Source organism: Cereibacter sphaeroides 2.4.1 (genome assembly GCF_000012905.2).
Taxonomy (GTDB): Bacteria; Pseudomonadota; Alphaproteobacteria; order Rhodobacterales; family Rhodobacteraceae; genus Cereibacter_A; species Cereibacter_A sphaeroides.
On the sequence record NC_007493.2, the window covers coordinates 1,199,083 to 1,222,075 of the forward strand.

At 69.1% G+C, this 22,993-nt stretch carries 21 protein-coding genes; 10 read left to right on the forward strand and 11 right to left on the reverse strand.

What is annotated here, in order from left to right:
- The first annotated feature begins 4 nt into the window (after positions 1 to 4).
- Genes RSP_RS05855 through RSP_RS05870 form a run of 4 tightly spaced genes read left to right on the forward strand, consistent with a single transcriptional unit; the run spans position 5 to position 5,125 of the window.
- Positions 5 to 478, forward strand: a complete 474-nt coding sequence (locus tag RSP_RS05855; protein WP_011337565.1) for a lasso peptide biosynthesis B2 protein — start codon at positions 5 to 7, stop codon at positions 476 to 478.
- A complete protein-coding gene (locus tag RSP_RS05860) occupies positions 475 to 2,355 on the forward strand; it encodes an asparagine synthase-related protein (RefSeq protein ID WP_011337566.1) in 1,881 nt (626 codons plus the stop codon). The genes RSP_RS05855 and RSP_RS05860 overlap by 4 nt, the downstream gene beginning before the upstream one ends.
- Positions 2,352 to 3,272 carry an HPr kinase/phosphatase C-terminal domain-containing protein gene (locus RSP_RS05865; RefSeq protein ID WP_011337567.1) on the forward strand — a complete coding sequence of 307 codons (921 nt, stop codon included), beginning with the start codon at positions 2,352 to 2,354 and terminating at the stop codon, positions 3,270 to 3,272. The genes RSP_RS05860 and RSP_RS05865 overlap by 4 nt, the downstream gene beginning before the upstream one ends.
- Positions 3,269 to 5,125, forward strand: coding sequence for an ABC transporter ATP-binding protein (locus tag RSP_RS05870; protein WP_017140176.1), 1,857 nt, complete (start codon positions 3,269 to 3,271; stop codon positions 5,123 to 5,125). Before RSP_RS05865 ends, RSP_RS05870 begins: the two co-directional genes overlap by 4 nt.
- A gap of 133 nt (positions 5,126 to 5,258) precedes the next feature.
- Here the strand turns inward: RSP_RS05870 and RSP_RS05875 are convergent, their stop codons facing one another.
- The 10 genes from RSP_RS05875 to RSP_RS05920 all read right to left on the reverse strand — a co-directional run bounded on the left by RSP_RS05875 (position 5,259) and on the right by RSP_RS05920 (position 16,270).
- Entirely contained in the window at positions 5,259 to 5,516 is a 258-nt protein-coding gene (locus RSP_RS05875) for a hypothetical protein (RefSeq protein WP_011337569.1), read from the reverse strand.
- Between the two features lie 372 nt (positions 5,517 to 5,888).
- Positions 5,889 to 8,258 (reverse strand): GNVR domain-containing protein, encoded by a 2,370-nt coding sequence (locus RSP_RS05880; RefSeq protein ID WP_011840876.1) that lies wholly within the window; start codon positions 8,256 to 8,258, stop codon positions 5,889 to 5,891.
- Positions 8,255 to 9,235 carry a glycosyltransferase gene (locus RSP_RS05885; protein ID WP_011337571.1) on the reverse strand — a complete coding sequence of 327 codons (981 nt, stop codon included), beginning with the start codon at positions 9,233 to 9,235 and terminating at the stop codon, positions 8,255 to 8,257. Before RSP_RS05885 ends, RSP_RS05880 begins: the two co-directional genes overlap by 4 nt.
- Positions 9,232 to 10,221: a glycosyltransferase family 2 protein gene (locus RSP_RS05890; protein ID WP_011337572.1), complete on the reverse strand. Its 990-nt coding sequence runs from the start codon at positions 10,219 to 10,221 to the stop codon at positions 9,232 to 9,234. The genes RSP_RS05885 and RSP_RS05890 overlap by 4 nt, the downstream gene beginning before the upstream one ends.
- Positions 10,218 to 11,387 carry a glycosyltransferase gene (locus RSP_RS05895; RefSeq protein WP_011337573.1) on the reverse strand — a complete coding sequence of 390 codons (1,170 nt, stop codon included), beginning with the start codon at positions 11,385 to 11,387 and terminating at the stop codon, positions 10,218 to 10,220. The genes RSP_RS05890 and RSP_RS05895 overlap by 4 nt, the downstream gene beginning before the upstream one ends.
- 21 nt (positions 11,388 to 11,408) lie before the next feature.
- Positions 11,409 to 12,347, reverse strand: a complete 939-nt coding sequence (gene galU / locus RSP_RS05900; protein ID WP_009564398.1) for a UTP--glucose-1-phosphate uridylyltransferase GalU — start codon at positions 12,345 to 12,347, stop codon at positions 11,409 to 11,411.
- Between the two features lie 355 nt (positions 12,348 to 12,702).
- Positions 12,703 to 13,518 (reverse strand): NAD-dependent epimerase/dehydratase family protein, encoded by an 816-nt coding sequence (locus tag RSP_RS05905; protein ID WP_011337574.1) that lies wholly within the window; start codon positions 13,516 to 13,518, stop codon positions 12,703 to 12,705.
- On the reverse strand, positions 13,503 to 14,339 hold the full coding sequence (locus tag RSP_RS05910; protein WP_017140177.1) for a glycosyltransferase: 837 nt from the start codon (positions 14,337 to 14,339) through the stop codon (positions 13,503 to 13,505). The genes RSP_RS05905 and RSP_RS05910 overlap by 16 nt, the downstream gene beginning before the upstream one ends.
- Complete coding sequence (locus tag RSP_RS05915; RefSeq protein ID WP_009564393.1) at positions 14,340 to 15,554, reverse strand: NAD-dependent epimerase/dehydratase family protein; 1,215 nt, start codon at positions 15,552 to 15,554, stop codon at positions 14,340 to 14,342.
- 146 nt (positions 15,555 to 15,700) lie between these two features.
- Positions 15,701 to 16,270 (reverse strand): type 1 glutamine amidotransferase domain-containing protein, encoded by a 570-nt coding sequence (locus RSP_RS05920; RefSeq protein ID WP_011337576.1) that lies wholly within the window; start codon positions 16,268 to 16,270, stop codon positions 15,701 to 15,703.
- 403 nt (positions 16,271 to 16,673) lie between these two features.
- Between RSP_RS05920 and RSP_RS05925 the strand changes: the two genes are divergently transcribed.
- The 3 genes from RSP_RS05925 (at position 16,674) to RSP_RS05935 (ending at position 19,563) form a co-directional block, all read left to right on the forward strand.
- Positions 16,674 to 17,705, forward strand: coding sequence for an LLM class flavin-dependent oxidoreductase (locus tag RSP_RS05925; protein WP_009564391.1), 1,032 nt, complete (start codon positions 16,674 to 16,676; stop codon positions 17,703 to 17,705).
- Positions 17,706 to 17,859: 154 nt separating this feature from the next.
- Positions 17,860 to 18,651 carry a Crp/Fnr family transcriptional regulator gene (locus RSP_RS05930; RefSeq protein ID WP_002719721.1) on the forward strand — a complete coding sequence of 264 codons (792 nt, stop codon included), beginning with the start codon at positions 17,860 to 17,862 and terminating at the stop codon, positions 18,649 to 18,651.
- A 153-nt stretch (positions 18,652 to 18,804) separates the two neighbouring features.
- Entirely contained in the window at positions 18,805 to 19,563 is a 759-nt protein-coding gene (locus RSP_RS05935; RefSeq protein WP_011337578.1) for a cyclic nucleotide-binding domain-containing protein, read from the forward strand.
- A 123-nt stretch (positions 19,564 to 19,686) separates the two neighbouring features.
- Here the strand turns inward: RSP_RS05935 and RSP_RS05940 are convergent, their stop codons facing one another.
- Positions 19,687 to 20,178, reverse strand: coding sequence for a DUF3280 domain-containing protein (locus RSP_RS05940; RefSeq protein WP_011337579.1), 492 nt, complete (start codon positions 20,176 to 20,178; stop codon positions 19,687 to 19,689).
- A gap of 230 nt (positions 20,179 to 20,408) precedes the next feature.
- On the opposite strand from RSP_RS05940, the gene gfa reads away from it, so the two are divergent.
- The 3 genes from gfa to RSP_RS05955 all read left to right on the forward strand — a co-directional run bounded on the left by gfa (position 20,409) and on the right by RSP_RS05955 (position 22,926).
- Positions 20,409 to 20,999: an S-(hydroxymethyl)glutathione synthase gene (gene gfa / locus RSP_RS05945; protein WP_011337580.1), complete on the forward strand. Its 591-nt coding sequence runs from the start codon at positions 20,409 to 20,411 to the stop codon at positions 20,997 to 20,999.
- A gap of 232 nt (positions 21,000 to 21,231) precedes the next feature.
- On the forward strand, positions 21,232 to 22,362 hold the full coding sequence (locus tag RSP_RS05950) for an S-(hydroxymethyl)glutathione dehydrogenase/class III alcohol dehydrogenase (RefSeq protein WP_009564386.1): 1,131 nt from the start codon (positions 21,232 to 21,234) through the stop codon (positions 22,360 to 22,362).
- A gap of 129 nt (positions 22,363 to 22,491) precedes the next feature.
- Positions 22,492 to 22,926, forward strand: coding sequence for a c-type cytochrome (locus RSP_RS05955; RefSeq protein WP_009564385.1), 435 nt, complete (start codon positions 22,492 to 22,494; stop codon positions 22,924 to 22,926).
- Positions 22,927 to 22,993 lie beyond the last annotated feature (67 nt).

A 22,993-nucleotide genomic window follows, 5' to 3' on the forward strand; every position in this document is an offset into this window, starting at 1 on the left:
CTCCATGCGTCGACTGCGCCGCATCCTCTCGCTCCGGCCGGCCGAGGCATGGGCCTTGTGTCAGGCGCTGGTGACGGTGGCCGCGGTCCGCCTCGCCATTGCCCGGCGGCGGACGGACGAGGTGCGGGCCGCAACGGCGGCGCTCGGGGCCGAACGTCAGGCGCCCCAGTCCGACCTGCGGGTCGTGGCCTGGAGCGTGACGGCGGCGGCGCGGCTGATCCCCGGCGCCACCTGTCTCACGCAGGCGCTGGCCGGGCAGAGGATCCTCGCCCGCAAGGGCTATGCCTCGACGGTGCGGCTGTCCCTGCCGGCGGGACGCGACAGCGACTTCCGCCCCCATGCTTGGCTGCTGGCCGGCAATGTCATCGCGCTCGGCGGCACGGCGACGGATTATCGCCATCACCGCGCGCTTCTGGATTATGAAAGCTCGGGCCGGGCCGATCCGGTTTCCGAACCTGCGACGGGAGCCGGGCAATGAGCGCGCTTGCAGCCTTCGTCACGCTGGGCGGAGATCCGGGCGAGGCCCAGAGCCGCGTCCTGTCGATGCTGTCCGCCATGCCCACGCGCGGCACGGAGCTCCGGGTGCGCGCGCTGACCGCGGGCGTGGCGCTGGGGCACGGGCGGCCCGCGGGGCGCGGCGGCCTCGGGCCCTGGCGGTTGCGGCCGGGCGGCCCGGTCCTGACCGGCACCGTGCGGCTCGACAACGGTCCCGAGCTGCGCCGCGCGCTGGGGCTGGCCGAGGCCTCCGACGCCGAGACGGTGCTCGCGGTCTATGACCGCTGGGGGCTCGATCTGCCGCTCCATCTCGACGGCGACTTCGCGCTGGCCCTGTGGGATCCTGTGGCCGCGCGCCTCATCGGGCTGCGCGACCGGTTCGGCGTCCGCCCGTTCCTCTACCGCGCGACGCCGCAGGCGGTGGCGGTTGCCTCCGGCATCGAGGCGCTGGTGGCGGCCTTTCCCGCCTGCGAGCCCGCCCTCGACGAGGTCTGGATCGCGGAATATCTATCTGGCCAGCCCACCTGTGCCCGCCGGACCGTCTATCGCGGCATCTCCCGGCTCGAGCCCGCCCACATGCTGCTGGTCGAGAAGGGCCGGACCGAGGTCCGTCGCTACTGGCAGCTGGAGGTGGCGCCGCGGCGCCGCGCCGATCCGCCCGAAGCGCTGCTCGAACTGCTCGACCGCTCCGTGACGGCGCGGATGCAGGGCGGCCCGGTGGGCTCGATGCTGAGCGGAGGGCTCGATTCCGGCACGGTCTCGATGCTGGCTTCACGCCGGTCGGAGGGGCCGCTGCCGGTCATCTCGATGAAGTTCGACGATCATCCGGAGATCGACGAGAGCGAGTGGATCGCGAAGATCCATGCTGCCGGCCGGTTCCGTCCGGTCTGGATCGACGGTCGTGACGCCCATGGTGGCGATGTGGCCGAGCTGCTGGCCGAGCAGGGGGGGCCCTTCTTCGCGCCCAATCTGGCCACCTCGCGCTGGCTCTACCGGCGCGCGGCGGAGGCCGGCGTCGAGATTCTGCTCGACGGCCATGGCGGCGACGAGGTGATCTCCTTCGGCGTGGCCCGGCTGACCGAACTGGCCTCCGAGGCCCAATGGCGGACCCTCTGGCAGTCGACGGCCGCCGTGTCGGACCTGTTCGGCGGATCGCGGCGGGAGTTCTTCCTGAATTCGATGGCGCAGGGCGCGCAGTCCCGCTGGCTGCGCGCCATGGCGCGGCGGCTGAATGTGGGCGCAAAGCGCGATCCCCGGGCGTGGCGGCAGGCGCTCCATCCGGCGCTGGTGGCGCGGACGGGCCTCGTCCAGCGCGTGCAGGAGGCGGCCGGCGCGCGCAAGCGGGGGGCCACCGACGACATCCGCCAGCATGTGGCGACCCTGACCGCCCCGCGCTATCCGACCACGCTCGAAGTGCTCGACCGCGCAGCCACGCTCTGCGGGATCGAGCCGCGCTATCCGTTCCTCGAGCGGCGGCTGATCGAACATTGCGTGGCCCAGCCCGCCGCGGCGAAGTTCCACGATGGCATGACACGCGCCCTCCTGCGCGATGCGGTGCGGGGGCTTCTGCCCGACGAGGTGCGGCTGCGCACCAGCAAGACCAATTTCACCCCCAACGTCCGCGCGCGCATGCTGACGAGCTGGGGCGACAATCTCAACCGGATCGCCGGCTGCAATCCCGGCCGGATCGGCGACTATGTCGATCTGGCCGTCATCCGCGAGGGCATCCAGCGGCTGCGGGCGGGCGAGCCCGACCAGCCGGCCCTCCTCCAGACCATGCGGGCGGTCGTGCTCGACGAATGGCTGCGCGGCGGATCGTCCGCGCTGGCCCCCCGCCTCGACAGAAGGACCCCCGCATGAGTGCCCTCCAGTCGCTCCGCCCCGCACTGCGCACCGCCTACGGCTTGGCCGTTCGGTCGGACATCGACCTGCCCGAACTCGAGCCCCTGCCGGGCGACGGGGCTGCGGATCTGACCGTGCGCCGCGGCGCGCTTCCGGAGTTGCCGGGCGAGGGAGGCTTCCGCACGCGCTTCGCGCCCGAGCGGGCCGAGCTCTGGTGGCAGACGGTCGGCACCTTCCGTGTCGAGCCGGGCCTCGTGACGGCAAGCCCCCATGCCGGCGTCTCCGAGGATCTGGTGGCCTATCCGCTTCTGGGCTCGGTGCTGGCGCTGGCGCTGGAGCAGCTCGGCCTCTTCACGATCCATGCGAGCGCCGTCTCGGTCGGCGGCCATGGCGTGGTGATGATGGGCGACAAGGGCGCCGGCAAATCCACCACCGCCACGGCGATGATCCGGGCGGGCCATCCGCTGATTGCCGACGATATCGTGGCGGTGGACGAGGGGTTCCGGCTGCGCCCCGGCTTCCCGCAGGTGAAGCTCTCGCCCGCGGCGGCGGCGGCCTTCGACGCGCCCGATGCGGTCCACCGCCCGACGGTGCCCGAGGTGCCCGAGAAATGCCGCGTCCTGCTGCCCGAGCGGTTCGCCCGGGGCGCCACGCCGCTCAAGCGGATCTACCGGCTCGAACGCGCGCCGGCCGGAACCGAACCTGCGGTGATCTCGGTGTCGCCGATCGAGGCGCTGCCGCTTGCGTTGCGCTTCGCTTATGTCACCCGCTTCGGTGCCGAGGCGCTGAACGGAGCCGCCGGCGCCCGGCATCTGCGGCAGGCCGCGGCAATCGCGGCGAGCGGCGTCCTGCACCGGGTGATCGTGCCCCATGCGCTCGACCGGCTGCCCGAGGTGGTGGCGCTGATCGAACGCGACGCCGGAGCCGCAGCATGAGCGACGAGGCCGCCCCCGTCCGCCCGCTCGAGGGGCTGCGCAGCGCCACGGCCCTCGTACGGGCCATGGCGCGCTTCGGCCGCAAGCGGCTGGCGGTGGCGCTCACCTTCCTTGTTCTCGGCAACGTGACCGAGGGCATCTCGATCCTCCTGCTGCTGCCGATCCTGACGCTCGCGGGCCGGGGCGCGCCCGACTATGCGATCGACCTCGGCGGACGGCATGTCATGGGCTATGCGCTGCCCGACGTGAGCGTGGGGCTCGAGTTTCTGCTCGGGGCCATCGTGGTGCTGGTGGCGCTGCAGGCGGCCTTCAATCGGGTGAAGGCGGTCTATCTCTCGGATCTCCTGCAGGATTTCGCCAACGGCACCCGGGCGGGGCTGTTCTCGGCCGTGGCCTCGGCGCGATGGGAGACGGTGGTGCGGATGCGCCGTGCCGATCTCGAACATGCGCTGACCGGTGAGATCGACCGGATCACCTTCTCGGGCTTCGTCTCGCTCAACCTCATGCAGATCGTCGTGGGGCTCGCGATCTATTTCGTGCTCTGCCTCGCGGTTTCGGTGCCGATGACGCTCTTTGCCTTCGGCTTCGGGCTGATCGCGCTGCTGCTGCTGAAGCCCTACCGCAAGCTCGCCGAGCGGTTCGGCCAGAAGATCCAGTCGGCGCGCACCGTGCAGGCGCGGCTGGTATCGGAGTTCATCTCGGGGCTGAAGACCGCCCGCTCGATGAACCAGGAGCCGATGCATGTGGCCCAGTTCGAGCGGACGCTCGATGCGACCAAAGCCGATGCGCATGACTATGCCCGCCGGAACGCGCTCGGCAACGGGCTCTTTCAGGTGGCGCTGGCCATCGGTGCCGCAGGCTTCGTGCTGCTCTCGCTCCGTATCGCGGGGCTTGAGATGTCGCAGATGCTGGTGCTGCTCGTGATCCTGATGCGAGTGACGCCGCGCTTTCAGGGCGTGCAGGCGCAGGTGCAGGCGCTGCTCGTGGATCTGCCGGCCTGGTGGCGGGTGGCCGATCTTCAGCAGCGGCTCGAGGCCAACCGCGAGGGCGGCAGGGGCTTCGCCTCGGCCCCGGTGCCCGTGCCGCGGCAGGAGATCCTGCTCGACCGCGTGACCTACCGCCACAAGGAAGGGTCCGAGGAAGCGGCGCTGTCCGACTGCACGATCCGTCTGCCCGTGGGGCAGGCCACGGCGCTGATCGGCGCGTCCGGCGCGGGCAAGAGCACGGTGGCCGACATCGTGATGGGGCTGATCCGGCCCGAGGCCGGGCGCTTCCTCGTCGACGGGCGCGAGCTTTCGGAGGCCGAGCGGCGCGGTTGGCGCGAACATCTGGCCTATGTCCCGCAGGAGACCTTCCTGTTGCACGACACGATCCGGGCGAACCTTGCCATCGTGGCCCCCGGGGCGACCGAGGCCGAGATGCGGGAGGCTTTGGCCGATGCGGCGGCGGACCGTTTCGTGGCCGCGCTGCCCGAGGGGCTCGACACGCGCGTGGGCGACCGGGGCACGCTGCTTTCGGGTGGCGAACGGCAGCGGATCGCGCTGGCGCGCGCCTTCCTGCGCCGTCCGGCGGTCCTGATCCTCGACGAGGCCACCAGCGCGCTCGACTGGGAGAGCCAGAGCCGGGTGGCCGAGGCGCTGGCCCGGCGAGCGGGCAGCATGACGGTGCTGACCATCGCGCACCGCCCCTCGATGGTGGCCTTCGCGGATCGGGTCTACACGCTCGAGGCGGGCCGCGTCGTCGAAGAGGGCGCCATGGCCGACCTCATGCGGAACGGCGAGGGCCATCTGGCGCGGATGTTCGCGCACGAGGCGTCTGAGCCGGGCCGCCGGCGTCTGGCACAGGGTGCGTGAGCTTCTGCGGTCACGGGCCGTTGCGGGACGTGCTCGCTGAGAAGTTATTCGGGAATCGCAAGTCTTCTGCGGCACATTCCATGACCTGTCGTGACCGGCGGCAGGCTTGAAGACCGCTCGGTCGACGGCCGCGTCACAGGCCCGACTGTTGCGACTTGTGGATCGGAATGAGCTTGTCGGACGGGGCCTCCGAGGCGCTCCCCTCTCTTCGGCTCAGCGATTCCTCTCGTGTCATCAATAGGATGAGGCCGAGGTAGAGCATCTGAGAGATCACGAGGGTCCCGACGACGAACCCCGTGACGGCCCAGCCGGAATAGCCCAGATGGATGGCCCCGGCGGCGACTGCGACGGCTGTCCCGCTCATCCCGATCAAGAACGCTGCTATCCGCATGTTACCCTCCCGAGAGCGCAACCCGAAGTTGCGCCTTACCTGATAAATAGGCAGGATGTCGCCGAAGGGAAAGGGACCTGTCGCACAGACCTCATCTGTCAGCGAACTGACGCCGAAAATCGGCGGAGATGCCGCGCCCGATGGGCCGGCAATCTTTGCATGTTTCGCTCGGAGGGACGGAACATCCTGCTGGGGAAGCCGACACCGACGGGCCGACACTCGACCGGGCCTATCGCTCTCGACGGTCCAGCAATCGCCCCGTTCCTCGTCCGGAAGGAGGGAGCGGTCTGAACGGGAAGCCGGCCCCGACAGCCAGAATGAAAAGGCCCCGGCGGGAGCCGGGGCGCTGTAAGCCCATGCCGGGAAGGGGGATCAGCTCGTGCCGCTGCGGCCCGAGAAGTAGTCGCCATATTCCTCGTAATAGTGCTCGCCGCCGGTCTGCGGGACGTAGTCGCGCAGCGACTCCATGTCGACCTTGTTCAGCACCACGCCGAGGGTCTTCTCCATGAGCGCGGGCTCGTTCATCAGCGTCTCGCGCAGCAGCGCCTTGGGCGTCTTGCCCCACTCCGCCACCATCACGACCTGATCGACCATCGGCACCACCACGCGGGCATCGACCACCGGGCCGAGCGGCGCGAGGTCGAGGATGACGTGGCTGTAGCGGGCCCGGGCCGCGGCCAGAAGCTGCCGCATGCCCTTGGAACCCAGCATCTCGCTGGAATGGGTCATCATGCCGGGGGTGATGCAGGGCAGCAGATGCACGCCGCTGTCGCCGATCACCCGCAGGGCCTTGGTCCAGTCGGCCCGGCCGAGCGCAGCCTCGACGAGGCCCACGCCGCGCGTCAGGCCGAGCCGGCGGCTGAGGCCCGGGTTGCGCGGGTCGGTGTCGATCAGCAGCACCGAATTGCCCGAGGCCGCCATCACCGCGGCCAGGTTCAGCGCGACCGAGGATTTGCCCTCGCCCGGCCGGATCGAGGTGATCCCCATCACGATCTGCGACTTGCCCGCGAGGCTCACCTCGGAGGAGAAGCGGATGTTGCGCAGGGTCTCGGCATAGTGCGAGCGCGGATGCTGCAGCGCATGGATCGGCTTGCGCACGACCGGAAGACCCGGCACCGGCTCGTTCAGCTTCAGCGGCGCGTTGCGGGCCTGCCGCGACAGCTGCGGTGCACCGTTCGCCGCATCGAAGTGGGGCAGGTAGCCGAGGAACCGCTGGCCCACGTCGTTCTGCACATCCTCTCCGGTGCGCAGGAACCGGTCGCGCCATTCGCGCAGCGCGCCGATGCCCGCGCCCGCCATGCCGCCCAGCACCAGCATCACCGCGAGGACGCGCATGGTGCTCGGCCCCGCGGGCGTGAGCGGCACGTCGGCATGGGCGAGGATGCGGACGTTCGAGATCGGGAAGCTCTTCTGCTGGTCGATCTCCTGGAAGCGGGTCAGGAAGGTCTGGTAGAGCGTCTGCAGCGTTTCAGCCCGCTGTTCCAGCGACTTCAGCTGCACCTGCTTGCGCCCGGCTTCGGAGTTCACGTCGACCGCGAGCCCGAGGCTCTCGCGCAGGGCCTGCACCTGAGCGCTGGCCACGTTGTAGGAGCCGCGCGCTTCCTCGTGCAGACGGCGCACTTCGCCGAAGAGGACGTTGATCTGGGCCGAGACCTGCTCGCGCAGCCGCACGGCCTGCGGATGGTCCTCGCCGAAGTCGCGCTCGATCCGGTCGAGACGCGCGGACAGGCCCGACAGCTGGTCCTGCATTTCGATCAGCCGGTCGTTGCCCTGCAGCGAGAAGCCGCTGCTGCGCTCGGACAGGAACGCCTCGGGTCCGCGGTCGAGGATCTCCTGATAGGTGCTCATCAGCGCCTGCGCCCGGGCCGCCTCGGTCATGGCCGCGGCCAGATCGTCGTTCAGCTTCGAGACGTTCTCTTCGGTGATGAGCGCCCCGCGCGTCGAGACGAGGTTGTTCTCCGCGCGGAAGATCTCGGCCTCGACCGCCGCCTCGCGGGCCTGCGACTGCAGGGCCTCGAGCCGCTCGCGCAGCCATTCCGTCGTGCGCTCCGTCGCGTCATAGTTCGCGTTCAGCAGGTCGGAGACATAGGCTTCGGCATAGGCATTGGCGACCGAGGCCGCGAGGGCAGGGTCGTGCGAGGCATAGGAGATCTGGAACACGCTCGAGCGGCCGACGCGCATCACGTTGATCTTGGCCGCCAGCGAGTCCGCAACGAGCTGACGCTTGCGCTGCTCGATCTGCTCCGGCGTGGGGGGCGGACCTGCGGGGCCGGAGGGCGTCGAGGGCGTAATGAGGCGGATCGGCGCACGCACGACCTCCTTCACGCCGTTGACCACGGTGGCCAGCAGCGGCACCGGCCGGTTCAGGAAGGACTCGTTCTCGGTCAGCTTCAGCATGTCCGTCACGGCGAGCGCCACGGGCTGCGAGCGGATCACCTCCTGCGCGCTTTCGAGCGCGTTCTCGGAGGCGCTGCTGTCGATGGCCGACACTTCTTCGATGGTCCGGTTGACCTTGCCGGCCAGCAGCACGGTGGAATTCGCCACGAAGGTCTTCGGCGTGGTCGCGAGATAGACGAGGCCGAGGCACAGGCCGATCGCGCAGGAGATCATCATCACCCGCCGTTGCCGACGCACGGCTCCGAGGATCCGGGAGACGTCGATCGTGTCCGCAGGGGCAACGGCAGCCACAGGCGCATCGATGCGCGGATCGCTGTCGGCGATGCGAAATCCGAACTGCTTCAAGTTCTGCTCCTCGAAACGAGATAACTATCCGTTTTTGAATCAAAGGTAGAAGGCGCAGGCCCGGTCCCGCCATAGATCGTGATGGGGCGTGCGCCGAAAAGTGCCGACAGTGTGCCGACATGCAGCGCACCGCGCAACAGCGCATTGTTCCGTCTGAGAGGATCGTGAACCGCCGCGAGCGCCATCCCGGAGCATGCCGCAACCTTGGAGAGAGCCACCAGCGCCTGTTTCGCGCGCTGAGCGCGCCCGGGGCCAGCGATGAGGCTCGCATGGGTCTGGCCCATGCGGAATCGGCGACGCAGCAGCCATCCCAGACGTGCCCTGTCCGCGGGGACGGTCTCCCGCACCAGCGCATCGGGCGCGAATCCCAACCGGCCGCCGCGCCGCAGCATCGCCTCGAAGAAGGCGGTGTCCTCTCCGCCCGAGCGCCCGCGTTCAGGATCGAAGCGCAGCCCTTCCAGAGCGGGGGCCGTGAGGTCCATCAGCACGTTGCAGCTGTAGCCCGACTTGATCGAGCCGTCGGGCAGGAAGGTCGGCCGCGTGTCGTGGATCGCGCTTTCGCGCATCCAGGCGGGGGCCTCGGCGCCATGCTCGGCGCGCACGGGACCCAGCACCGCCTCGGCGCCCGTTCGGGCCAGAGCCTCGGTCAGGGCCTCGATCCAGCCCGGCTCCACCATCTCATCGTCGTCGAGGAAGGCCAGCCGCTCGAGGCCGCGCGCCCCGGCTGCCTCGAGGATGGCGTTCCGCGCGACCGAGATGTTGCGGGCCGGCGCATGAAGATAGCAGACCGGCAGCGGCAGGCCCTTGGCCGCCGCGTGAACCGTTTCGCGGGCCGAAGGTGTCTCGTCATTGTCGGCGACGATCACGAGCCCGCTCATGCCCTCGGGCCAGCGCAGGGCCCCGAGCGAGGCGAGCGTGGCGGCAATGCCGGGGCGGCGGAAGGTGCAGATCCCGATGGCTATGCGCGTGCCGGTCATGCCGTGGCCCCCGTTCCTGCGCGGCCCTGCATCAGGTGACGGCCGAGCTGCACCCAGAAGCCCGCCGACCAGGCGACATGCATGGCGCCGGCGGCGAAGCCCGAGAGCAGCCCGCCCGGCGAGCCGGTCTCGCGCGCAATCATGACGCCCCCGGCGAGGCAGCCCGCCACCCATCCCGCGAGCGGCAGGGCGAAGATCCAGTGCAGGGGCGCGAGAAGCGCAAGCAACAGCGCCGGCATCAGCGCCACCAGCACCGCCTGACGCAGGCCCGGCCGCGAGCGGTGCTTCAGGATGTTCCGCGCCCGGCCCTTGCCGAAGGCGAAATACTGTTTCACCAGCGCGCCGAGGCTGCGTCGGGGGAAGTAGGTCACCCGCGTGCGCGGCGTGAGCCAGATCCGGAAGCCCGCGTTTCCGAGGCGCAGGTCGAGTTCCGCATCCTCGTTGTGACTGAAGCTCTCGTCATAGCCGCCGACCTCGCGGAAGGCCGCGATCCGCATCAGGGCGTGATGGCCATGGTCGACGAACTTGCCCACCGGCATCACCCGGTGCGCGGACCCGCCATTGCCGATCCGCGAATTCTGCGCCGCAGCAATAAGGCTCTGCCAGAAGCCCGAGCCTACCGCCTTCATCCCCACCACCACCGAGTCCGCGCCGGTGGCTTGGGCCTCGGCCAGAAGCACATCGCAGTAGTCGGCGGGATAGGCGCTGTGCGCATCGATCCGGATCAGCCAGTCCGCCTCATCGCCGAAGTGCTCCACCGCCAGATTGATGGCGGCGCTCTGCAGGCGGCGGGGATTGTCGAGCAGCACGATCCCGGGCTCGGGGCGCGCCGTCACCAGCGCCCGGGTTCCGTCGGTCGAGCCGCCGTCGGCCACAACGATCCGCGCGCCGTGGCGCTCGGCGAAGGGCAGAAGAGTGTCGAGCACGCCGCCGATATGGGCGGCCTCGTTCAGCGTGGGGATGACGATGAGCACGCGCGCCGTCATGTGGTGAACCAGCCTTTCCGACGCATCGCCGCCTGCCGCCTGCGACCTCGGGCGGCGGCGATCTGGGCCATCAGGCCCGTGAGTTCCTGACATTCCTCGGGACCCGTGGTCCAGACCTGCGTCGGCACTTCGGCCACCGCCGTCCTCATCGCCTCGACCTCTGCGAGAGAGAGCGCGCCGAGGCGCCGCCCGACCTCCTCGGCATCGGGCGCGGCGATGGTGAGCCCCAGCCCGTAATCGCCGAGAAAGTTCGCGACCTCCGTGCCCGCCAGCGCCACCGGCACGGCATGGTGACGGCAGCCTTCGTAGAGCCGGTTCGGCAGCAGCCAGTCGGAATTCTTGCCCGCATCATAGCGGTCGATCAGCCAGGACAGGTGGACCTGCCCGTAGATGTCGGCCAGATCTTCCGGGTTGCGGTAGGGACCGCCGAAGTCGAGATCCGGGTTCGCCGCCACGGTCGCGTGGAACTGCGGCAGCTGGTCGAGCGCGGGCTTGCCGCGCAGCAGCACGCGATAGCGCCCCGGCGCGGCCCGCGTCACGCGGTCGAGGCAATCGAGCGACCAGGCGCAGCGCAGGATGCCGAACCAGCCGATGGTGATCGGTGCCGCGACCGGCCGCCGCGTTGGAACCGCAGGCAGCGCCGCCTCGGGGTAGAAGCACTTGTTCTCCACGATGCGGATCGGCACGCGGGTCTGGCCGTGCGGCTGGAAATATTCGTTGACGAAGCCCGGCGAGGAGGTGAGCACCAGCCCCACACGGCGCATCAGCCGCCGTTCCAGCGCACGCATCGCGCGCGGCCGCGGGCCGTCGCCCAGCATCATGCGGTGGATGTCGAGCACCTCGTAGACCAGCAGCGCCTCCGGCCAGAAGCTCTTGGCGCGAACGGCGAGGGCCAGCATCTCGAGGTTGCGGGCGATGATGACATCGGGGGCCTGCACCTCGGCAAGGCTATGGCGCAGCCCCGCGAGGGCGCGCGCGACCGAGGCCGCGCGCTGCAGCATCCGCGCATCGGCGGTCTGCCCGAGCAGGATCGCCGGTTCGGGCAGCGGCCCCTCGCGGCGGCGGAAGCCCGCGGCCTGAACGCTCGCACCGCCGGCGCGCAGCATCGCCGCGCGCCGCCAGATGGCGCTGTCGTCCAGATCGTGGGCGAGGTAGAGAATGCGCACTCTGCCGTCTTTCCCGTCGGATCAGCTCGCGGCCGCCACGCTGCGCAGCGGCGCGGCGCTCGGGGCTCCGAGACCGTGCTGCTCGGCGATCGCCCGCAGGAAGGTCGAGAATTCCCCGCGCAGATCCTCGCGCTCCAGCGCCAGCGCGACGGTGGCCTGAAGGAAGCCCGCCTTCGAGCCGCAGTCGAACCGCTCGCCCTGGAAGCGGAAGCCGTGGACCGAGCCCGGATGGGTGGCCAGCTCGTGCGCGATGGCGTCGGTCAGCTGGATCTCGCCCCCCGCTCCGACGGTGCGCCGGTCGAGATGCTGCATGACGCGCGGCCCGAGGATATAGCGGCCGATGACCGCCATGTTCGAAGGCGCGGTGCCGGCCTTCGGTTTCTCGACGATGCCACGCGGACGGATCAGCGCGCCCTGACGCTCTTCGATGTCGAGGACGCCGTAGGAGGACGCCTTTTCCGCCGGCACTTCCATCGTGGCGATGATGCTGCCGCCGACCTCTTCATGGGCCTCGATCATCTGCGCGAGGCAGGGCTTGTCGGCGACCACCATGTCGTCGGGCAGGATCACCGCGAAGGGCTCGTCGCCCACGAGGCGGCGCGCGCACCAGACGGCATGGCCGAGGCCCAGCGCCTCGTGCTGGCGGACGTAGGTCACATGGCCGCTGTCGATATTGGTGGCCTCGAGCGTTGCCAGAAGCTCGGTCTTGCCCGCCGCGCGCAGGGCCCGCTCCAGCGTCTGGTTCACGTCGAAGAAGTCCTCGAGCGCCCCCTTGCCGCGGGAGGTGACGAAGATGAAGTCCTCGATGCCGGCCTCGCGGGCTTCCTCGACCGCATACTGGATCAGCGGCTTGTCGACGAGCGTGAGAATTTCCTTCGGGATCGACTTGGTCGCGGGCAGGAACCGCGTCCCCATGCCTGCGATGGGGAAAATGGCAGTGGTGACCTTCTGGGAAGACATGCGCGACCTCTGGATATGGATCTGTGAAAAGGAGGGCCCGATCTGACCCGAACAATGTTTCATATAATGCTGCACCTGCAAAGGCCGGGAAAGACCCGCGGGCGGAGATAGGTCAAAATGGGGCGTGCGTCAGACTTTCTATGGCGGGCAGAATGCCTGTTGCTGAGCGAATGGCCAAGGCTGAATCGAAGGGTCAGGTTCCTCGGAAAGACGATTTTTATGCGGATCCTTTCGCCGCTCGGGGCGATTGCGCAGCTTTGCAACCCAAGGGAGACTTTCTCTAACCTATAGTTGCGCAAGGCCCGGGTCGCCGGGCCAGAAGCACGCCCGGGCACCGTCGGCGGGAATCCGCTGCCTAAATCATGAGCGGCAGCGTTTGGCGCAACAGGCTGAGCCCTCCGGGCCGCCAGCCCATCGCCGAAAGCCGCCGGCAGTCGAGAGGGCTGATGCGCGCGGCATCCGCGCGTGGGGGCAGGGGCGCGGCGATCCCCTCGATCCGGGCGACCTCGGCGAGAAGATCGTGGCGGTCGAGCAGCAGATCCGAGACATGGAAGGCGCCCGCGTCCGGCTTCTCGAGCAGGAGGAGCGCCGCCGCGGCCAGATCCGCGCCATGGACCTCGGTCGCGACCCGCGGCTCGATCGGACGTCCCGCACGGAAGTCCTCGAAAAGAACGCGCCACTTGTGATCCGGCCCGGGGCCGTAGACGCCGGTCGCGCGCAGGCTCGCGCCTCCTTCGGCGAAGAGAGCGACCTCGGCCTCGGCCTTGACCTGCCCATAGAGGCTTTCGGGGCAGGGCGGCATGGCCTCGGTGAGCAACGTGCCGGGGCCGTAGCCGTCGAACACGGCGCGGGAGGAGAGGAAGAGGATCCGCCGCCCCCGCATCGCCTCGAAGAGCCGCAGACTGCCCTCGAGGTTGGCGCGGCGGAAGCCCTCGGGGTCTTGGCCCTCGCCGCCCCGGTAGCGGCCCGGAACATGCTGGAAGGCACAGTGGATCAGCGCATCCACATCGGCCAGCGGGGGAAGCGGGCCCAGAAGATCGTAGGGCCGATGCTCGTCCGCGCCGGGCAGAGGGCTGCGCGCAAGGATCACCAGCGAATGGCCCGCAGCCCGCGCGGCCTCGGCGATGAAGCGGCCGACGAGGCCGCCTGCTCCGGTCAGCGCAAGCCGCATGGATCCGGCATGTCCGAAAGCGCGGGCACCGGCCCGTCGCCCGCATAGGCGCGCCACAGGTCGATCAGCGGGCGCAGGCGGTCGGCCTTGTCGTGCTCCTGCCAGGGTTTCTCATACTGGAAGTGCAGGATGCGGATCTGCTCCCAGCTCCAGAGCTCGGGCATCGCGAACCAGACATACTGGAGCATGTTGCAGAAGACCGGCAGGCCCTGCCAGTCGGGGAAGAACTGCTGCAGGAAGCTCTGGTCGGTCCGCCGCCAGAAGGCCCCCGGCACGTCGAGTGCTTCGAGCATCCGGGCGTAGGTGTCCGTCGAGGGCCGGGCGGTGAAGACGCCCGAATTCATCCGGTGAAAGTCCGACAGGCTCTCGTAGACATTCGGCGCGGCGCAGAATTCGGGATAGTCGAACAGCCGGTCCACGTTCCGCAGCACCAGCGCATCCGCGTCGATGAAGACGACCGAGCGATAGTCCACGAGCTGCCAGAGCCGGAGCTTGGCGAAATTATCGAGCGGCGTGTGGAAGGGCGGCTTGCCGCCCTTGGTGAAGGCCGCGCGCGCATGAAGCGCCTCTCGCGCATGGGCCGCGTTGAACTCGGGCGAGGTGGGCAGAAGCTCCACCCGCACGAGCCGCGCGCCGAGCGCCCGGAGCGGCGCCAGCGCCTCCTCGGGCACGTCGGTATGCAGCACCACCCGGTCGGCCGTGGTGCCGCTGAGGGCCAGCGAGCGCAGCAGCGCCCGTGCCCCCAGCGCATAATCGGCATTGGTCACGAGCGTGACATAGGCCCGCTCGGACCCAGCCGGTCCTTCGGCTGCCAGATCCAATCAGGACACCGAGCGCAGCCGCCGCCCCTCGGGATCGTGCTCGACCCGCTGCGCGATGTCCTTCGTCCAGGCCGAGACGCAGGGCACGCGGCTGCGGTCGATCCGGTGGGCGAACTTCTTCGCCACATCGACCACCTCGCCCAGCAGCCCTTCCTGCAGCGTGATGGGCTTCAGCCCCAGCGCGAGGAACTGGTCGTTCCTGACCACGAGCTCGTTCTCGTCGGCCTCCTTGCGGGGGTTGGGCAGGAACGAGACCTTGGCGCCGGTCATCTTCGCCACCAGTTCGGCCAGATCTCGCACGCGGTGCGTCTCGGTCATCTGGTTGAAGATCTTCACCCGTTCGCCGGCCTTGGGCGCATCCGACAGCGCGAGCTCGACGCAGCGCACCGAATCCTGGATATGGATGAAGGCGCGGGTCTGCCCGCCGGTGCCGTGCACGGTCAGCGGATAACCGATCGCCGACTGGATCAGGAAGCGGTTCAGGACGGTGCCATAGTCGCCGTCATAGTCGAAGCGGTTGATGAGCTGCGGATGGCGGCGGGTCTGGTTCGTGTGCGTGCCCCAGACGATGCCCTGATGCAGGTCGGTGATCCGCAGCCCGTCGTTCTGAGCATAATACTGGAAGAGGATCTGATCGAGGCTCTTGGTCATGTGATAGACCGAGCCCGGCCGCGTCGGATAGAGGATCTCGAGCTCTTTCGGGCCCGCCGGGGTCTCGACCGAGACGTCGAGATAACCCTCGGGGATGGGCGCGCCCACGGTCGAATAGCCATAGACCCCCATGGTGCCGAGATGGACGAGATGGGCATCGATGCCGGTCTCGACCATGGCGGCCAACAGGTTGTGGGTCGCATTGACGTTGTTGTTGACGGTGTAGACCTTGTGGCGGTCCGACTTCATCGAATAGGGCGCGGCGCGCTGCTCGGCGAAGTGGATGATGGCCTCGGGGCGGTATTCGGCGAGCCAGGCGCGGATCCGGTCGTATTCGCGCAGGTCGAGCAGGTGGAAATGCAGCCGCTGGCCGGTCTCCTGATGCCAGATCCGGCAGCGCTCCTGGATCGAGTCCATCGGGGTCAGGGACTGCACGCCCAGCTCGGTATCGATCCAGCGCCGGGACAGGTTGTCGACGATATGGATCTCGTGTCCGAGGTCCGACAGGTGGAGCGCCGTCGGCCAGCCGACAAACCCGTCCCCACCCAGAACTGCGATGCGCATGAAGCCTCCTTCGTGAATCGCGCGTGCCGCCTCACGGGCGGCACACGTCCTCGTGACCATGTTGGTGCGTATCGGCTGCAAGTCCACCGGTCGAATGAACTTTTCACGACGCTCGGCAAGGCTGTGCCGATGGCGGGCCTGCTTTTTCAGGCGCTGCGGCGCTGGCCGTCGTGCACGCCTTCGGCAAATTCCTCGATCATCTTGGCGCAGAAGGCATCGAGATCGTCCGGCTTGCGGCTGGTGACGAGCCCCGAATCGACAACGACCTCGCGGTCGACCCAGCGGCCCCCTGCGTTGCGGATGTCGGTGGCGAGCGAGGGGTAGGAGGTCACTTCGCGCCCTTTGAGCACGTCCGCCTCAACCAGCGCCCAGGGGCCATGGCAGATGGCAGCCACCGGCTTGCCCGCACTGACGAAGCCGCGCACGAAGGCCACGGCCTCCTCGCTCGACCGGATCTTGTCGGCACCCACCGTGCCGCCGGGGATCACGAGCCCGTCGAACGCGTCTGCCGAGACATCGGCAAAGGTGCGGTCGACGCGGTGCGTCGCGCCGGGATCGAGATCGCCGTTCACCGTCTGCGCCTCGCCCGGCTCGAGGCTGACGGTCACGACCGTCGCCCCCGCCTGGGTCAGCGCTTCCTTCGGCCGCACATATTCCACGTCTTCGGTGCCGCGGGGCGCGATCAGGATCGCGATGGTTTTTCCGTCGAGTGTCATGGGATGTCCTGTCATTGGGATGGGCCGCCCGCCGGAAAGCCTCGACGCAGGGTGAAGGCTCCGGCACAGGCGGCCTGGTCGCCTCGATAACCGGCAGCGGCGGCCTCTGTTCCCGAGCGCCGGTCCCTCGGCCGACACGCGGACCTGCGCAGAAGGGGCCCGGTCGCGTCGATGACCGGCAGGGCGGAGAGGATGCCCGCGCGCTGGTCCCTCTGCCGAGGACGCGGACTCGAAGGGGAATCTAACGAGCGGGAGAGGTCTCTGGCCGCCGCGCCGGTCGTGCTCGCGCGGCGCTCCGATTGCGCGCGTCTGTGCAGCGGAGCAGGGGCACTGTGCCCTGCTGCCCAGGGACGGCGCGCGCGGATGTGCTACATCGGGAGCGATCGGCAACGGGAAGATGCACATGACACTCGAATTCGGCCTCGACACTTTCGGCGACGTGACCTGGGATGCAGAGCGGCGGCTGCTGCCGCAGCGCGAGGTGCTGCGGAACGTCGTCGAGGAGGCGGTGCTGGCCGATGAGGTCGGTGTCGATGCCATCGGCCTCGGCGAACATCACCGCGACGACTTCGCGATTTCCTCCCCCGAGATCCTGCTCGCTTCCATCGGCGCGCGCACGCGGCGGATCCGGCTCGGCACGGCGGTGACGGTTCTGGGGTCCGACGATCCGGTGCGGCTCTTCCAGCGCCTCTCGACGCTCGACGCGCTGACGGGCGGGCGGGCCGAAGTCACGCTCGGCCGCGGCTCCTTCACCGAGAGCTTTCCGCTCTTCGGCTTCGACCTCGGGGATTACCACGCGCTCTTCGAGGAGAAGCTCGACCTCTTCGCCCGCCTGATCCGCGAGGAGGAAGTCACCTGGTCCGGCACCACCCGTGCGCCGCTCGAGCGGCAGCGGGTCTGGCCGCCGCTGGGAGAGGCGGGCCTGCGCGCCTGGATCGGCGTGGGCGGCAGCCCCGAGTCGGTTGTGCGGGCGGTGCGCTTCCGGCTGCCGATGATCCTTGCCATCATCGGCGGCCCGGCCCGGCGCTTCCTGCCCTATGCCGATCTCTATCGCCGCGCGACCGATCAGGCGGGGCTCGAGCCCATGCCGCTCGGGGTCCATTCGCCGGGCCACATCGCACCCACCGACGAACTGGCGCGCGAAGAGGCCTTCCCGGCCTACAAGGTGCTGCACGACCGGCTCGGCGCCGAACGGGGCTGGCCGAGCCTCGGGCGCGACGACTTCCTGCGCGAGGTCGAGCACGGCTCGATGTATGTGGGCTCGCCCGAGACCGTCGCGCGCAAGATCGCCGATACGGTCGGCGCACTCGGCCTATCGCGCTTCCAGCTGAAATATTCGATGGGACCGCTCGCGCACGGGGCGCTCCTGCGCTCGGTCGAACTCTACGGCCGCGAGGTGATCCCGCGGGTGCGGGAGCTGCTCGCCGCCGGTTGACGCCGGCCGTCAAGATCGCACGCCCGCTGCCGATTGCCACAGCCGGGGGACCCCGGATGGCCCGCGGCAAAGGGATCTGCTATCGTCGCCCCGACGGCGGTCCTGCCGTCAAGGTCTGGCCCACCAGCAGAGTTTCGGTATCGGAGCGGTAGCGATGGAGCGTCCTCTGGCGCGTAACGAAGTCACGCGGCTCGGGCCCGACTCGAAGTTCCACCATGCGGGCCTGCGCCGCGGCCTCAGCCCCGCGACGCTCCGCAAGCTCGATGCGATCTCCCGGCTGCGGGTGTTTCCGCGCGACGCGGTGGTGGTGCCGCAGGGCGGCGCACTCGAATATGTGGGCAATGTCGTGCGCGGCGTGCTGCGGATGGAGCGGCTCCTGTCGGACGGACGCTCGCAGATCGTGGGTCTTCTGGTGCCGACCGACATGTTCGGCCGCGTCTTCTCGGAGCGGTCGGACTATTCCGTCGAGGCCGCCACCGAAGTGACGCTCTGCTGCTTCGAGCGCCATGCGTTCGAGGCGCTCGTGCGGACCTGTCCCGATCTCGAACATGCGGTGCTGCTCGCCGTGCTGGACGAGCTCGACGCCGCGCGCGAATGGATCACGCTCCGTGCGGGCCCCACGGTTGCGGCGCGACTTGCGACCTATCTGCTGATGCTCTGCCGGCGCTGGCCGCACCAGACCAGCGAACTCACGCAGGACGCGAAGCGAATCGTCGTGAACGTTCCCATCGCGCGCAATGACCTTGCGCATTACCTCGGCACCACGGTCGAATCGATCTCGCGTGCGGTGCAGGCTTTTTCCCGCGATGGGATCATCTCGATTCTGACGCCCCTTCGGTTCGAGATCCTCGACCTGCCCGCGCTCATCGCCCTGTCGGACAACGAGGAATTCGACGCGCACGCGCTTCTCGAGGGGCTGCGCGAGGAGCAGCGCGTTTCCCCCTGACCGACCGGGCGAATTGACGCAGGTCAAAGAGCGCACTCTTCATTTCGCCTACTCAGGATCCCGTGCCCCGCTTCGGCGGTCATGTTCACCAGTATTGCGGTTGCCGACATGAAACGCTCGCCTCAAGAGCGAGATCCCGGGAGGACTGAGGACATGCCGTGTCAGACCACCTCGCACTGTCAGACCTGCAAGCAGCGACACAACGCGCTCTGCGCGGCGATCCGGGCCCGCGCGGCCTCGGTCTGCCCGCTGGTGGCCGAGTTCGAGACGCTGCTGCCGGGGGCCGCGCCAACCGACGTGAGCCTCAAGGGCGGGCGGTTCGGCATCCTGCATTCCGGTCTGCTGCTGCGCTGCGGGCCGGAGACGGGGATGGACGTCGTCTCCATCGGCGAACCGCTGGGCGAGGCCTTCCGCGGCAACCGCGAGATGCGCGTGACGGCCGTCGTTCCGTCCCAGGTCTGCTGGTATGACGTGCATGAGGTGGAGGCAGCGGCGCTGCGCGATCCGCGCCTCCATGGCGCTCTGAGCGCGGCGGCTTCGCATGCGGCCGGCCTGCGCCGGCTGTTCACCCGCATCCGCTCGACCCTGACGCCGCTCGAACGGCTCGCGGCCTTCCTCGCGATCTGCGCCCACCGGCTGGCCGAACGCGACCGGATGGGGGTGCTGCGCCTCACGCTGCAGTGCCGGCACGAGGATATCGCGACGCTTCTCGCCCTGAGCGGGGCGCAGCTCGACGAGATGCGCGACGAGCTGGTGCAGCGCGGGCTGCTGTCCGTGCTGGAAGGCGGCGAGATGGAGCTGCCGCTCCCGGCCCAGCTCGAGGAGCTGTCGACGCTGGACCTGCCGATGTTCAACCGCGTGGAAGAGATCGTTCCGGTCCTGCCGCGGATGGCCGAGCTGCAGCGGGCCTGACCGTCCCCGGCCGCCTGCGCCTTCGGGCGCGGGCGCCGTCCGCTCGCGGTGTGTCGGCCGCGCGTAGACCGCTTTTGCATCGCGGACGAAGGGGCGCCCTTCACCGAAGGAAACCCGCCCGCGTCAGCGGAAGATGTTGCGCTCGAGGATGTAGCGCATCCCGCGCTGCCAGCTCTCGTCGGTGTTGCCGCGGATGTCGACCGCCTGACCGCGGATCTGCCGGCCGGTCGAGACCTCCTTCACATAGAGGTTCATGGCGAGGATGAGGTTCGAAACCTTCTGGACCTCGCCCACCACCGCATAGTCGGCGCCGAGCGCGCGGGCCATGCGCAGCTCGCACCCGCCGCAGGTCGCGGGGTTGCGGATGCGGGCCAGATCTTCGGCGACCGGCGCGAGATCGAGCAGTTCCACCCCATGCGCCGCGAAAGCGTCCGCCGCCTGCCGCTCGGCCCGCTCGATCCGCTCCGCCTCGTCGGCGCGCTTGCCGTTCAGCGCGCCCTCGGTCGAGGTGTCGATGAAGGTCAGGCCGAAGAAGGCCGCCGTGCGGCCGTTCCACAGATCCTCGGCCGAGGCAGGTCCGGCAAGAAGAAGGAGGAGGATGAGGAGGCGTCGCATGGCGCCAGTGTCGCCTCCCGGGCGGCGGGAACAAGCCGGACGAAAGAGGGAGCCCGTGGCCGGGAACAATCCCGGCGGGTCGGGAAGGGGCCGCGGGATGCCGGAACGGCGCCGCAGGTGACGCGCGGGGGCAGGGGCGTGTCTCCGCCCAATGGCTGACTGGCTGGACTCGGGGCAGCCTGAGACACTTGTCGCGCATGTCAGGGAGGCTGCATGTCAGGGAGGAAGCAATGAGTGACATGACTCACGGCGACGTCAAGATTCACCCGTCGGTCGATGACGGGATCGTTCCGGCGCGCGACGGGTTCACGGGCGGCACGCTCAAGTGCCGCTGCACCGACCGGCCGGTCGAGGTGCGCATCAACGGCCAGTCGGCGCACAACCATGTCTGCGGCTGCACCAAGTGCTGGAAGCCCGACGGGGCGATCTTCAGCATGGTGGCGGTGGTGCCGCGGGATGCCGTCGAGGTGGTGGCCAACGGCGACAAGCTGAAGGTGGTCGACCCGAACATGGCCATCCAGCGCTACGCCTGCACCGGCTGCGGCACGCACATGTATGGCCGGATCGAGAACAAGGACCATCCGTTCTACGGGCTCGACTTCATCCATACCGAGCTGTCGTCGGAAGACGGCTGGGCCGCGCCGGGCTTCGCCGCCTTCGTCTCGTCGGTGATCGAGAGCGGGGTCTCGCCGGACCGCATGGACGGGATCCGCGCGCGGCTGCGCGAGCTGGGGCTCGAGCCCTACGATGCGCTCTCGCCGCCCCTGATGGATGCGATCGCGACCCATGTCGCGAAACGCTCCGGCAAGCTCGCGGCCTGAGGGCTGCGGCCGCTCCCTCCCGCGAGGCGGGGAGCGGCTTCTTCTGAACGTGCCGGGCGCGGTCCGATGGCGGCAGGCCTGCCGACGCGGGACCCCCGCAGGCTTTCGCCGCAGAGGCAAGACCCGCGCTCCTCATCCTTTTTTCCGAATGCCGGGCGCGGATTTTCCTCTTAAGGTCAGGCCATGACAGGCCCGACGCCCTGCCGTCCGGTTGATTGAGAGGGAGAGTAACATGCGCACCCGTGCCGCCGTCGCCGTCGAGGCCGGCAAGCCGCTCGAGATCATGGAGGTCAATCTCGAAGGCCCCAAGGCCGGCGAGGTCATGGTCGAGATCAAGGCCACCGGCATCTGCCACACCGACGAATTCACCCTCTCCGGCGCCGATCCCGAGGGCATGTTCCCGGCGATCCTCGGCCACGAGGGCGCGGGCGTGGTGGTCGAGGTCGGCCCCGGCGTGACCAGCGTGAAGCCCGGCGATCATGTGATCCCGCTCTACACGCCCGAGTGCCGGCAGTGCCCCTCCTGCCTCAGCCAGAAGACGAACCTCTGCACCGCGATCCGCGGCACGCAGGGGCAGGGGCTGATGCCCGACGGCACCAGCCGCTTCTCGATGCTCGATGGCACGCCGATCCTGCATTACATGGGCTGCTCGACCTTCTCGAACTACACGGTCCTGCCCGAGATCGCGGTGGCGAAGGTGCGCCCGGATGCGCCCTTCGACAAGATCTGCTACATCGGCTGCGGCGTCACCACCGGCATCGGCGCGGTCATCAACACGGCCAAGGTCGAGATCGGCGCCAAGGCCGTGGTGTTCGGGCTGGGCGGCATCGGTCTCAACGTGATCCAGGGCCTGAAGCTCGCGGGCGCCGACATGATCATCGGCGTGGATCTGAACAACGCCAAGAAGGAATGGGGCGAGCGCTTCGGCATGACCCATTTCGTGAATCCGTCCGAGATCGACGGCGATGTGGTGGCGCATCTGGTCAATATGACCAAGACGCCCTTCGACCAGATCGGCGGGGCGGACTACACCTTCGACTGCACCGGCAACGTGAAGGTGATGCGTCAGGCGCTGGAGGCGTGCCATCGTGGCTGGGGCCAGTCGATCGTGATCGGTGTGGCGCCGGCGGGGGCCGAGATCCAGACGCGGCCGTTCCAGCTGGTGACGGGGCGGGTCTGGAAGGGCTCGGCCTTCGGCGGCGCGCGCGGCCGGACCGACGTGCCGAAGATCGTCGACTGGTACATGGAGGGCAAGATCCAGATCGACCCGATGATCACCCACATCCTGAGCCTCGAAGAGATCAACAAGGGCTTCGACCTCATGCACGCGGGCGAGTCCATCCGCTCGGTCGTGGTGTTCTGATCGGCCACCCCTCCAAGACGGTGACGATTTCCCGAGTAACGGTGCCAGCGACCCGGCCGGTCCCTTGACCGGCCGCGGGCGGCCTGCCGCGCAGGACGCCCCCCGAGCCATCCGCAAAGGGAGAAGACCATGAGATTGACCACCATCCTCGCCGGGGCGCTCGCTCTCGGTGCCGCGCAGGCCGCCTTCGCCGAAGGCGACCCGGCGGCCGGCGAGAAGGCCTTCCGGAAATGTCAGGCCTGCCACCAGATCGGCGCCGAGGCGCAGAACAAGACCGGGCCCGTCCTGACCGGCGTCATCGGTCGCCCGGCGGCCTCGATCGAGGGCTTCAGCTATTCCAAGACCCTGACCGAGGCCGCGGCCGATGGCCTCGTCTGGGATCATGCTGCGCTCGAGACCTTCCTGGCCAATCCGCGCAAGGCGATGCCGGGCACCAAGATGGCCTTCCCCGGCATCAAGAAACCGCAGGAGCTGGCCGACATCCTGGCCTATCTCGACACCTTCTCGGACGGGGAAACGCGGGAGGCCGAAGAGACCCCCGCCGCGGCGCCGGCGGAGGGCTGAAATGCCTGTCTGCCAAGGCTTTCGCCCTCGTCATGGCGCCACCGGCGCGATCGTCATACTTTGGGCT